General features: G+C 66.9%; 8 protein-coding genes and 1 tRNA gene. 5 read left to right on the top strand and 4 right to left on the bottom strand.

Annotation, left to right across the window (positions count from 1 at the left end):
- The first annotated feature begins 46 nt into the window (after positions 1-46).
- Positions 47-682 (top strand): nitroreductase, encoded by a 636-nt coding sequence (locus LOK44_RS19530; protein ID WP_237571845.1) that lies wholly within the window; start codon positions 47-49, stop codon positions 680-682.
- Positions 683-1,287: 605 nt separating this feature from the next.
- On the opposite strand, the gene LOK44_RS19525 is transcribed toward LOK44_RS19530, so the two are convergent.
- Complete coding sequence (locus tag LOK44_RS19525; protein ID WP_237571753.1) at positions 1,288-2,226, bottom strand: AraC family transcriptional regulator; 939 nt, start codon at positions 2,224-2,226, stop codon at positions 1,288-1,290.
- Between the two features lie 91 nt (positions 2,227-2,317).
- Between LOK44_RS19525 and LOK44_RS19520 the strand changes: the two genes are divergently transcribed.
- Positions 2,318-3,346, top strand: coding sequence for an aldo/keto reductase (locus LOK44_RS19520; protein ID WP_237571752.1), 1,029 nt, complete (start codon positions 2,318-2,320; stop codon positions 3,344-3,346).
- Between the two features lie 958 nt (positions 3,347-4,304).
- On the opposite strand, the gene LOK44_RS19515 is transcribed toward LOK44_RS19520, so the two are convergent.
- From LOK44_RS19515 to LOK44_RS19505, 3 genes are all read right to left on the bottom strand, one after another.
- Positions 4,305-4,378: transfer RNA gene (locus tag LOK44_RS19515), tRNA-Met, on the bottom strand.
- A 319-nt stretch (positions 4,379-4,697) separates the two neighbouring features.
- Complete coding sequence (locus LOK44_RS19510; protein WP_237571751.1) at positions 4,698-7,727, bottom strand: UPF0182 family protein; 3,030 nt, start codon at positions 7,725-7,727, stop codon at positions 4,698-4,700.
- Positions 7,728-7,815: 88 nt separating this feature from the next.
- Positions 7,816-8,838, bottom strand: coding sequence for a YlbL family protein (locus tag LOK44_RS19505; protein ID WP_237571750.1), 1,023 nt, complete (start codon positions 8,836-8,838; stop codon positions 7,816-7,818).
- 88 nt (positions 8,839-8,926) lie between these two features.
- Between LOK44_RS19505 and LOK44_RS19500 the strand changes: the two genes are divergently transcribed.
- From LOK44_RS19500 to LOK44_RS19490, 3 genes are read left to right on the top strand one after another with little or no spacing between them, the layout of a single operon-like run.
- Positions 8,927-10,291 carry a zinc-dependent metalloprotease gene (locus tag LOK44_RS19500; RefSeq protein WP_237571749.1) on the top strand — a complete coding sequence of 455 codons (1,365 nt, stop codon included), beginning with the start codon at positions 8,927-8,929 and terminating at the stop codon, positions 10,289-10,291.
- A gap of 35 nt (positions 10,292-10,326) precedes the next feature.
- On the top strand, positions 10,327-11,169 hold the full coding sequence (locus LOK44_RS19495) for a bacteriocin biosynthesis cyclodehydratase domain-containing protein (protein WP_237571748.1): 843 nt from the start codon (positions 10,327-10,329) through the stop codon (positions 11,167-11,169).
- A gap of 58 nt (positions 11,170-11,227) precedes the next feature.
- Positions 11,228-12,553, top strand: a complete 1,326-nt coding sequence (locus LOK44_RS19490; RefSeq protein ID WP_237571747.1) for a macrolide-binding ATPase MABP-1 — start codon at positions 11,228-11,230, stop codon at positions 12,551-12,553.
- Positions 12,554-12,578: the final 25 nt, after the last annotated feature.

The following is a 12,578-nucleotide window of genomic DNA, read 5'->3' as shown; positions in this document are numbered from 1 at the left end:
TCAGGCTGCCAACCCCCTAGATGGAGACTCGCAGCTACTTGACGATGTGGTCCTGCACCGGCACTCCTGCCGAAGGTTTCTACCAGATAGACCAGTACCCCATGAACCGGTGCAGCAGGCGCTGACCTTGGCGATGCGGGCACCGTCTAATTCGAATGTCCAACCGTGGCGGGTGTTCCTGGCTACCGGTGCCCGCCGCGACCGGTTAGCGGCAGCCTTCGCGGCGGAGGTTCGCCTCCACCCGCCAGTCGATATGGGGCTGCCCGAGTCGCACCAGTATTTGCGGGCCGAACTCGGGGCGCTTCTCTACGGGTCGATGGGCGTCGCTCGGGAGGACCGCGAAGGACGTTGGCAAGCGCAACTGCGTAACTGGGATTTCTTCTCCGCACCGATGGCCGGGATCGTCTGCATGCACCGCGATCTGGGTCTCGCTGACGCCCTCGGGGTCGGCATGTTCCTGCAGACGCTGCTGCTGGCTCTGACATCGCGAGGCCTGGACAGTTGCGTCCAGGTATCCACAGCTCTCTACCCCGAAGTCGTCCGCGAACACCTAGAAATTCCCGATCACCTCAGGGTTCTGTGCGGAGTGTGTATCGGCTATGCCGATAAGGATTTCCCGGCAAACAACCTGCACGTGCCCCGGAACCCCGTCTCGCAGAACGTCGTTTTTCTGGACCGCTGACGTGCCGCCCGGTGCAGAACCTGACAATTCCGTTCAACTCCGGCGGGCCGGGTACTTGGTCGGTGCAAATGCCGAGCGGTGGTGCCGGCGCTCGCCCCCGTTCTTCGATAGTGCGCGAGCGTGACGACCGGTCGTGCAGGCGTCGACGATCCTCTGCGCGTGCGGTCTCTCTGGACCGCGGGTCCTGATCGGCGCTGCCTCGTTCTCTGACCTCAGTGGCTCCGGTAGCCGGTTTCCTGGTGAGCGCCGCACGCCTTCACGACCCGGCGACAGAACGCTGCCGGTCGAATCCGGGCTTACGCACCCTGCCGTGCCGAACGGCTGCAACACAGGGCAGCCCGGACACCGATCGGGCTCCGAGACCGGTGCTGACATGCGCAATCCGTACGTAGGTTTGGAGTTGGCGGGCGCGATGGACGCCATGGTCACCGGAGAACACGCCGTGATGCTCTGGTCAGTGTTGAGATCACCTCGGGCTCAAGGCATTGCGGTGGCTTTTCAGGACGGCGCAACCGGCGCTTATCGATCACGTCCCCGAGGTGGACGGACACCCAGCATACGAAGCGCGTAAGCGTGTGCTGCAGTTCCTGAAGAGCGCTGACCGGCTAACCCGGTTGGTCGGCGGCCCTGCATCGAAACCGGCCCGGCGGCGCACCCATCACGCGGGTGAAGGCGTGGGAGAACGAGCTGTGCGAGGCATAGCCCACCCGTTCTGCGACTGCGGTGACAGAGGCGTCCGGCCGGCGCAACAGTTCGACCGCGTGATGCATTCTCAGACGGAGCAGATACTCCAGCGGGGGCACTCCGACGAGTTCGCGGAATCGGGCGGCGAAGGTGGAGCGGGCGAGGTGGGCGCGCTGGGCGAGTTCTCGCACGGTCCACGGATGTGCAGGGTCGTCATGCACGGCGCGCAGAACGGGACCCAGCTGCGGGTCCGTCAGTGCGGCAAGCCACCCGTTGACGGCGGGTCCGGCGGCGTGAGCGCGGAGTGCCGCAGTCACGACGATGTGCGCCAGGTGCGTGCGCATGAGGTCACCACCGGGCTGCCGCGCTCCCGCGGCGGTTTCGGCCACCAGCAGGTCCATTGCCGCCCGCAACGCCGGCGCCGGCTGTGATCCGGCGTAGACGGGTAGCACCGGCGGCAACAGGTCCAGCAGCAGCGCCGCGTGATCGGCGTCGAGCACGAACCGGCCGCCTGTGACGATCACGTCCGGGGCATCCTTGGCCTGTCCGAGCTGAAGCCAACCGTCGATCGCGTCGGCTGCGTAACGCGCCTCGGCGTCATCCATTGCCTCGCCGGGCGTGTCGGCGGCACTGGCCATGGTGTACTCGCCGCCGGCGATGAACATATAGCAGTCCCCGGCCGCCAGACGCACGGACGCGTGTCCTGGCGCAGAGATCCAGCACTCACCCCGGTGCACCACACCGAACTTCGCGTAGGGCACCCCGGCGAAGCGCAGGCCCCAGCTGCCCGAGGCCTCCAGCCGCGAGGTGATGGCCGCGTCGACGGTAACCATCGAAACGATGTCTGAAAGCGGATCCATCACACCAGTATGCTGAAATGTAGACGATCAAGCACAAAAATCGGGCATCCTGCTATAGAAACGCCGACCCAGGCGTCCTAACGTCGAATCCATGAAATATCGCATGCTCGGAAACACCGGTGTCTATGTATCCACCGTCAGCCTGGGAGCGATGACGTTCGGCGGCGCAGGCACCACCCTCGGCGATGCTTTGGGTGGCCTTGACCTGAGTGCTACCGAAGCCGTTGTCGGACAGGCACTCGACCTCGGTGTCAACCTGGTCGATACCGCCGATGTGTACTCCGGCGGCGAGTCCGAGGAATTGCTGGGCAGAGCGCTGGGGGCCCGCCGAGACGACGTGATCCTGGCGACTAAGTTCAGCGCGCGCACAGGACCGGGGCCCAACCAGATCGGTTCCTCGCGCCTGCACCTGATGCGGGCGTTGGAGGACAGCCTGCGCCGTCTGGGGACCGACCACATCGATCTGTATCAGTTACACAGCATCGACCCGGTGACCCCCATCGAGGAGACGCTGGCCGCCCTCGACGACGCGGTGCGCCAGGGCAAAGTCCGTTACGTGGGCTGTTCCAACCTGGCCGCGTGGCAGATGATGAAGGCGAAGGCCGCATCTGAGCGCCACGGCTGGACCAGGTTCGTGGCTTCACAGTCCTACTATTCACTGCTAGGCCGTGATGTCGAGCGGGAGATCGTGCCGATGGCACTCGACCAGAATCTCTCACTACTAGTGTGGGCCCCTTTGGCGGGAGGCATCCTGTCTGGCAAGTACGGGCGCTCCGGGTCCGACGAACCTGGATCCCGCCGGACCGCCGCGGACTACCCGGATTTCCCCCCGGTCGACCCTGGCAGCGCCTGGGACGTAGTGGATGCTTTGCGCGCCGTAGCCAACCGGCACGGGGTCAGCCCGGCGCAGGTCGCCTTGGCGTGGGTGCTGTCCCGGCCGGCGGTGACCAGCGTTGTCGTCGGCGCAAAGCGTCCGGATCAGCTGGCCGACAGCGCCGGCGCCGCCGATCTGACGTTGTCGGCGCAGGACGTCACCGAACTCGAGGCGGTCAGTGACCCGGGTGGGTCCTACCCGCAGTGGGTGTGGGACTTCGCCGGGGGTGGTCGAGTCCCGGCCTGACAGGAGGCGCTGAAATACCAGCCAACCTGACCCGGACAACAGTTCGGCCAGCTCCAGCCGACCTGCGTCCGTTGCGCGGCGGTCAGCAGCTGCAACGATGATGTCCGCCGAGTTGTGTTGTGCAGCTGCAGCATACGCTAATCAAGTGAGTTTCAGCGACGCTCCCTAACACAGGCCACGGCAACACAACCAACCGACACAGCCCGCAATAAACGACGCAACGCCAACAACGGCAGCAACAACCGAAGCCGACGTGTTGATTGCCAAACTCCGTGACATGTCGCAGTCTGCCCACCTGCGAGTCCGTCCCGTCGCGCCCTGGCATTCCTCCCCCCAACCCATAGATCCCGACCATGGTCGCGAGATAGGAGCGGCCTTTTTGGCGCTAACGTCGGCTCCGGACGATGTGAAGCTGTCCGCTCGAAGAGCCGTACGTGCGCTGATGCGAACCAACGACGAGGACCGCACCTTGGACGCAACCATCGGCATTGAGGCTCTACTGCTCGATGAGAATGCCGAATTGAAATATCGCACGGCACTCCGTGCAGCAGCAGCCCTTTTCCGATGACCATGACCCTGAGGGAGTCTTCAACCTTGCAAAGAAAATCTACGACCACCGCTCGGACATTGCGCACGGAAAGGTGAAAACGAATCCCTCGTTTAACTACCGTGGTCACACGGTGAGCAGCCCCGACATGGCGCCTTTGCTGCTTCGCGCCCTACTAAGAAGCCGCCTTTTGTCGAAGCACCCGTGGACCAAGAAGGATTTGGAGCCCCGCATACGGGCGTCGGTCTACCCCGAGGCGACGCCGTACAGAAGCGCGCGATGCCCTGAGCGTCAGGGAGGGCTCGTTACGCGTCAAGCTCTCACGAGCCAGGAATCCCGACGTTCACAAATCCGTTCACAAGAGGCATGAAAACGGCCCCCGGAGAGATCTCCGAGGGCCGTCCTACCTAGTAGCGGGGACAGGATTCGAACCTGCGACCTCTGGGTTATGAGCCCAGCGAGCTACCGAGCTGCTCCACCCCGCGTCGGGTGAACGCAACGTTACCGAAGGCGTTGGGCTAAAACCAAATCGGCTGCTCAGGCGGCATGCGGGCGGTCCTCGTCACGGACGACCGACTACCCGCGATCGGTACCCGAAGAGGCCGCTACGGCCGCCTGGGGACCCGCACGAGGTATCGCAGATCATCGGCGTTCGCCGCAACGAGTAATCGCTCGGCAGATCCCCGAGACGACGTCTGGGGACCTGCCGAGCGACGAGCTACTGCGCCTGCCCGGGCCTACTGCGCCTCACCCAATGGGCGCATCCGCAAGCTACTGCGCCAGCCCGATGGGCGCATCCGCAAGCTACTGCGCCTCGCGATACCTGTTCATCGCATCGTCGAGCCGCTGCAGCGCCTCGCCGAACTCGGCGAAGTCGCCGCTCTGCTGAGCCTGCTGCATCCCGTCGAGCGCGGTGTTGACCTCCTGCAGCGCGGCGGCCTTGGTCGGCGACAACTGCACCGGCCCGCCAGGCGGCACCGCAACCGGTGGCGTCGGCACCTCGGCTGCCCGGTTCTGGCCAGGAGGCGGCGTCGCCGCGGGCGGCGTGCCACCCGGCTGCGGCTGTGCCGCAGGCGGATTGCCGTTGCCGTTGGCTGCCGGCTGGCCCGCAGTGGGCGCCGGCCCCGTGGCAGTCGCACCCGCACCCGCGCCGAACAGTTCGTCGAGCGCGTCGCGCACCGTCGGCCCGTAGCCCACCCTGTCGTTGTAGAGCATCGCCACGCGGATCAGGCGTGGGTAGGACGACGCGGCGTCACTGGCACCCGGCGACGCGTACACCGGAGCGACGTAGAGCAGTCCGCCGTCGCTCACCGGCAGCGTGAGCAGGTTGCCCCACCTGATCCGGTTCTGGTTGTCGCGGCCGATGACGCCGAGGTCCTGGCTGACCGCGGTGTCGGTGCTGATCGCGTTGAACGCCAGCTTCGGACCGTTGACCTGACCGGGAATGGTCAGCACCGTGATCTTGCCGTAGGAGTCCGGATCCGAACTAGCGCTGATGTACGCGGCCAGGAAGTCACGCCGGAACCGGTTCATCGCGGTGGTCAGCTGGAACGAGGCCGAATTGTCGTTCGCGGCAAGGTTCTTCGCCACGATGTAGTACGGCGGCTGGTAGCTGCTGGCCGTCGGGTTCGGGTCCAGCGGCACGTCCCAGAAGTCCGACGTCGAGAAGAACGTCACCGGGTCGTCGACGTGGTACTTGGCGAGCAGCGCACGCTGCACCTTGAACAGGTCCTCGGGGTACCGCAGGTGCTCCTGCAGTTCGGCCGAGATGTCCGACTTCGGCTTCACGGTGTCGGGGAACACCGCCATCCACGCCTTGAGCACGGGGTCGGCCTCGTCCTGGGCGTACAGCGTCACCGTGCCGTCGTAGGCGTCCACGGTGGCCTTGACCGAGTTGCGGATGTAGGACACCTGCTTGTCGGGCGCGAGCCGGTTGAGCGCCACCTCGTTGGAGTCGGCCGTCGCATCCGACAGCGAGGTCAGCTCGGAGTACGGGTAGTTGTCCAGCGTGGTGTAGCCGTCGACGATCCACACGATGCGCTTGTTGACGATCGCCGGGTAGGCACCGTTGTCGGTGGTCAACCACGGCGCCACGGCCTGCACGCGCTTGGCGGGATCCCGGTTGAACAGGATCCTGCTGTTCGAGCCGATCACGTTGGAGAACAGGAAGTTCCGCTCGGCGTACTTCGCGGCGAACACGCTGCGTGCGAGCCAGTTGCCGACCGGAACGCCACCGGAGCCGGTGTAGGTGTAGTTCTTCGTCTCGGTGTTGGTCTCGACGTCGTACTCGCGGTCGTTGCCGTTGCGGCCGACGATCGCGTAGTCCTCGGCGGTGTTCGCGATCACGGGGCCGTAGTAGATGCGCGGCTGGTCCAGTGGCGCCGGACCGGGCGACACGATCTCGCCGTTGGCGCCCACGACGCTGGCGAGGAACTCGGGGTAGCCGCCGTTCTGGTTCGGGTCGTTGGCCACGCCGCGCACCGTGTTGGCCGGCGAGGCGATGAAGCCGTTGCCGTGGGTGTACACGGTGTGGCGGTTGATCCAGTCGCGCTGGTTGTCGATCAGGCGGTCGGGGTTCAGCTCGCGCGCGGCGACGACGTAGTCGCGCAGGCGGCCATCCGGCCCGTCGTACCGGTCGATCGACAGCTGCTCGGGGAAGAAGTAGAAGTTCTTGCCCTGCTGGAACTGCGTGAACGCAGGCCCCACGATCGTCGGATCGAGCAGACGGATGTTGGACGTGGTCGCTCGGTCGGCCGCGACCTGCTGCGCGGTGGCCTGGGAGTTGCCGCTGTAGTCGCGGTAGGTCACCGTCTCGTCGGTCAGCCCGTAGGCCTGCCTGGTCGCGGTGATGCTGCGGCCGATGTACTCGGATTCCTTGGCCGCCGCGTTCGGCTTGACGCTGAACTGCTCGACGATCATCGGCCAGCCCGCGCCGATGATGAGCGACGACAGCAGCAGCAGCACGACGCCGATGGCGGGGATGCGCAGGTCGCGCAGGAAGATCGCGGAGAAGACGGCGACCGCACAGATGACGGCGATGGCCAGCAGGATGAGCTTGGCGGGCAGCACCGCGTTGATGTCGGTGTAGCCGGCGCCCGTGAACGGCTTGCCGCCGCGGGTGTGGCTCAGCAGCTCGTAGCGGTCGAGCCAGTAGGCGAATGCCTTCAGCAGGATCAGCGTGCCGCCCAGGGAGATCAGCTGGATGCGTGCCGCGCGGCTCAACGCCCCCGTGCGACCCGCCAGCCGGATGCCGCCGAACAGGTAGTGGCCCAGCAGGTTCGCCACGAACGCCAGGAACGTCGCCACGAACAGGTAGCTCAGGATCAGCCGGTAGAACGGCAGGTCGAAGGCGTAGAAGCCGAGGTCCAGGCCGAACTGCGGATCGGTCACGCCGAACTCGCCGCCGTGCAGGAACATCTGAATCCGCACCCAGTAGGTCTGCGCAACGATGCCTGCGAGCACGCCGATGAACGCGGGCACGCCGATGGTGAACAGCTTCATCCGCGACATCACGGCGGTGCGGTAGCGCGCCACCGGGTCGTTCGGCCCCACCGAGGGGACGAAGACTGGCCGCGTGCGATAGGCCAGCGTCAGAGCGCCGAAGACGACCGCACCCACCACCAGGGCCGCAACGAGGAACACGACCAGCCGGGTCGTCAGCACGGTCGTGAACACCGACCGGTAGCCGAGTTCGCCGAACCAGAGCCAGTCGACGTACGTGTCGATGAACCGGGGCCCAATCAGCAACAGCAGCACGAAGGCCACCGCGATGGCAACCAAGATTCGGCTACGTCGAGTCAGCTTCGGCATCCGTGCCGCAGGCCGCATTGCCACTCGTCAACTCCAGTCTGAGTGCTCGTTCTTCGGTGACGTCGACGAGTCGACGTGCCCCAACTCTACGCACCAGGCCCCAAGAGATCTCTCAGCAACCGGGAGCTTCGCCACCGGCGGAATAGGTCTTCAACGACTCCACCGCTGTGGCGAGCGTGTCCACCTTGAGCAAGGTCAGGCCGTCGGTGTCCCCGGTGTTCGCCTCCACGCAGTTCTCCGCGGGCACCAGGAACACCGTTGCACCCGCCTCGCGCGCCGCGACCATCTTGTGGGTGATGCCGCCGATCGGCCCGACCTTGCCCGCGTCGTCGATCGTGCCGGTGCCCGCGACGAACTTCCCGCCGTTGACGTCGCCGGTGGTCAGCTTGTCCACCACGGCGAGGCTGAACATCAGCCCGGCCGACGGTCCGCCGACGTTGGCCAGGTTGAAGTCGATGGTGAAGTCGGCCCACGGCGCCTCCAGCACGCCGACGCCGAGGAATCCGTAATCGCGGTCGGGATTGTCGCCGAGCGTGATCGTCGTGGTCCCCAGGTCACCGCCCTTGCGGCGGTAGTCGACGACGAGCTGGTCGCCCGGCTTCGTGGTCTTGAGCATCGCGGTGAACTCTTCGAGGCTCGCCACCGGCTTGTCGTTCACCATGTCGATGGCGTCGCCGTCCTCGAGCTTGCCCGCCGACGGGCCGGGTTCGGTCACCGATTCGACCGTCACCGACTTCGGGTACTTCAGGTACGCCAACGCGGCGTACTCGGCGCTGTCCTCGGACCGCTTGAAGTCCTTGGTGTTGGACTCGTCGATCTCGTCCTTGGACTTGTCGGGCGGGTAGACCAGCGCCCTCGGGACGAGCTGGTCGCGCCCGGAGATCCATAGTGCAAGGGCCTGGCCAAGCGTGATGCCGTCACTCTGGGCGACGGTGGTCATGTTGAGGTGACCCGTCGTGGGGTGCACCTCGGTGCCCTCGATGTCGACGACCTCCTTGCCCTCCACCTCGCCGAGGGTGTCGAACGTCGGTCCCGGACCCAGCCCCACGAACGGCACGGTGACCGCCGAGAGCAGTAGGCCGAACGCCACGATGGGTACCAACGCCACCAGCAGGGTCAGAATCCGCCTGTTCACGCCGCCCACAGTAGGGCTCCGGGTCGGCTTAGCTCTCAGCGTGACCCGCCGACCCACGGTGAACGCCTGAGGTGAGTACCGTTGAAGCATGTCCGACCTGCCCTTCGGCTTCTCCTCCGGAGACGACCCCGACCGCGACAAGTCCAAGAAGGACCCCAATTCCGGTCCGCCCGGATCCGACCCGTTCGGCTTCGGCGGCGGTGGGTTCGACATGGGTGACCTCGGCCAGATCTTCTCCAAGCTGGGCGAGATGTTCAGCGGCGCAGGCAACATGGGCAGCGGCAAGCAGACCGGGCCCGTGAACTACGACCTGGCGCGCCAGCTGGCGTCCAGCTCGATCGGCTTCGTCAAGCCCGTCCCCGAACAGACCACGTCGGCCATCGCCGACGCCGTGCGGCTCGCCGAGACGTGGCTGGACGGCGTGACGCCGCTGCCCGCCGGCACGACCAGGACGGCGGCGTGGACGCCGAGCGACTGGATCGACAACACCCTCGACACCTGGAAGCGGCTGTGCGACCCGGTGGCCGAGCAGATGTCGTCGGTGTGGACCTCGGCGCTCCCCGAGGAAGCCCGCGCGATGGCCGGCCCTCTGATGGCGATGATGCAGCAGATGGGCGGCATGGCCTTCGGCTCGCAGCTGGGCCAGGCGCTGGGCACGCTGTCCAAGGAGGTGCTGACCTCCACCGACATCGGCCTGCCCCTGGGACCCAAGGGGGTCGCCGCGCTGATGCCCGACGCCATCGAAGCCCTCGCCGAGGGACTCGAGCAGCCCCGCAGCGAGATCATGACGTTCCTCGCCGCGCGCGAGGCCGCCCACCACCGCCTCTTCTCCCACGTGCCGTGGCTGTCCAGCCAGCTGATGAGCGCCGTCGAGGCGTTCGCCAGGGGCATGAAGGTCGACTCCAGCGGCATCGAGGAACTCGCCCGCGGCATCGACCCGTCGGCGTTGACCGACCCGGCGAAGATGGAGCAGCTGCTCAGCCAGGGCATGTTCGAACCCCAGGCCACCCCCGAGCAGACCGCCGCGCTCGAACGGCTCGAAACCCTGCTGGCCCTGATCGAGGGCTGGGTGCAGACCGTCGTCACCGCCGCTCTCGGCGACCGCATCCCAGGGACGTCGGCGCTGAGCGAGACGCTGCGGCGGCGCCGTGCGACCGGTGGGCCCGCCGAGCAGACCTTCGCCACGCTGGTCGGCCTGGAACTGCGCCCGCGCAAGCTGCGCGAGGCGGCCGCCCTGTGGGAGAAGCTGACCGACGCAATCGGCGCCGATGCCCGCGACGGCGTCTGGCAGCACCCCGACCTGCTGCCCTCGGCCGGCGACCTCGACGAGCCCGCCGGATTCATCGACCGGATGATCGGCGGCGACACCGACGGCATGGACCAGGCGATCGCCGACCTCGAGAGGGACGCCAACGGCGGCGACGACCCCGGCCGTCCCCCTGTGGATAACTAGAGCGCCACATCCGCCGACCGTGATTGAGTCGGCGCGTGACCCGCTACACGCTGGACCCGGCGATGCCGGTGCTGATGCGGCCCGACGACACCGTGCAGGTGGGCTGGGATCCGCGCCGCGCCGTACTCGTCACCCCGCCCGCCGGGCTGACGCCTGACGCGCTCGCCGATCTGCTCCGGGCGCTGCAATCGGGAATGACGCTGCCCGTCTTCACCTCGCTGCTGCTCAACCGCGGCGCCCACGACGCCGCAGCGGCGGCCGAACTCGTCGAGTGCCTCACCCGATCGAAGGTCCTGAGCATCGACGTTCCCCGTACCCGGTCGGCCTCGGTGCGGGTGCACGGCCGCGGTCCGCTGTCGGACCTGCTGACCGGTGCGCTGCGGTGCTCGGGCAACCGGATCGCAATCAGCAGGCTCAGCCACGCCGGCGTGAACCCGCGCAACACCGACCTGGTGGTGCTCTCGGACTACCTCGTCACCGACCCGCAGGTGGTGCACGACCTGCACGACGCGGGTGTGCCGCACCTACAGGTCCGGGTGCGCGACGGCACCGGACTCGTCGGCCCGCTGGTGGTGCCGGGCCAAACCAGCTGCCTGCGGTGCGCAGACCTCCACCGCAGCGACCGCGACGCCGCCTGGCCTGCGGTCGCCGCGCAGTTGCGCCGCACCGTCGGCAACGCCGACCGCGCCACGGTGCTGGCCACCGCCGCACTCGCGCTCGATCAGGTCGAGCGCGTCGTCAAGGCCGTGCAGGGTTGCGGCGGTCCCGGTTTGCGCGACGCACCACCGCCCACCCTGGACACCACGCTCGAGTTCGACGTGCACACCGGATCGACGATCAGCCGACGCTGGTCGCGCCATCCACGGTGCGGTTGCTGACGGTTGCTGCCACTTCCCGCGGTGTTCGGGACGTCACAGGAACCGGTGTGGCGCAGTCGTGGATGATGGAGTGGTGGCAGACATCAAGCGTGGTCGGGCAGCGCGCAACGCGAAGTTGGCTTCGCTTCCCGTCGGGTTCGCCGGACGTGCTGCGCTCGGCTTCGGCAAGCGACTCACCGGCTCGTCGCGGGACGAGGTCAACGCCGAGCTCATGGAGAAGGCCGCCAATCAGCTGTTCACCGTTCTCGGCGAACTCAAGGGCGGCGCAATGAAGGTGGGCCAGGCGCTGTCGGTGATGGAGGCCGCCGTCCCCGAGCAGTTCGGCGAGCCGTATCGCGAAGCGCTGACCAAGCTGCAGAAGGACGCACCGCCCCTGCCCGCCGAGAAGGTGCACCGCGTGCTCAACGCACAGCTGGGCACCAAGTGGCGGCAACGCTTCCAGTCGTTCGACGACGCACCGATCGCCTCGGCCAGCATCGGTCAGGTGCACAAGGCGGTGTGGGCCGACGGCCGCGTGGTCGCCGTGAAGATCCAGTACCCCGGTGCCGACGAAGCGCTGCGCGCCGACCTCAAGACCATGAAGCGCATGGTCTCGGTGTTCAAGCAGCTGTCCCCCGGTGCCGATGTGCAGGGCGTGGTCGACGAACTGATCGAGCGCACCGAGATGGAACTGGACTACCGGCTCGAAGCCGACAATCAGCGGGCGTTCGCCAAGGCCTACCGCGACCACCCGCACTTCGTGGTGCCCGCCATCGTCGCGAGCGCCCCCAAGGTGGTCGTCGCCGAGTGGATGGAAGGCATCCCGATGGCGAAGATCATCCGCGAGGGCACTGCCGAGCAGCGCGACTTGATGGGCACGCGGCTCTTCGAACTCACCTACGACGCGCCGCGGCGGCTCGAGATGATGCACGGCGACGCGCATCCCGGGAACTTCATGCTGCTGCCCGAGGGCAAGATGGGCGTCCTGGACTTCGGTGCCGTGGCGCCGCTGCCGGGCGGCATCCCCGTCGAACTCGGTCGCGTGGTGCGCTATTCACTCGAAAAGGACTACGACCACCTACTTCCCGCGATGGAGCGGCTGGGTTTCATCCAGCAGGGCGAGCAGGTGTCGACCCGCGAACTCGACGACATGCTGCGCCAGTACGTCGAACCGCTCGAGGTCGAGGTCTTCCACTACACCCGCAAGTGGCTGCAGAAGATGGCCGCCAGGAACATGGACCTCTCGGTCGACCAGATCAAGACCGCGCGTCAGATGGACATCCCGGCCAAGCTCGCGATCCCGATGCGGGTCATCGCCTCCAACGTCGCGATCTCGTGTCAGCTCGACGCGCACATCCCCACCAGAGCGCTTGCGACGGAACTGATTCCGGGCTTCGCCGACTGACCCGGCACTCGGCTGAGCACGACGA

The sequence above is a fragment of the Mycolicibacterium lacusdiani genome (assembly GCF_021916785.1).
Lineage (GTDB): Bacteria > Actinomycetota > Actinomycetes > Mycobacteriales > Mycobacteriaceae > Mycobacterium > Mycobacterium lacusdiani.
The sequence above is the reverse complement of the archived record's forward strand: the minus strand, read 5'-3'. Positions and strand labels throughout refer to the sequence as shown.

What these genes read in the sequence shown, in the direction of transcription:
- LOK44_RS19525 (WP_237571753.1), bottom strand. Translation starts at nt 2,226, where the DNA reads ATGGATCCGCTTTCAGACATCGTTTCGATGGTTACCGTCGACGCGGCC.
- LOK44_RS19520 (WP_237571752.1), top strand. Translation starts at nt 2,318, where the DNA reads ATGAAATATCGCATGCTCGGAAACACCGGTGTCTATGTATCCACCGTC.
- LOK44_RS19500 (WP_237571749.1), top strand. Translation starts at nt 8,927, where the DNA reads ATGTCCGACCTGCCCTTCGGCTTCTCCTCCGGAGACGACCCCGACCGC.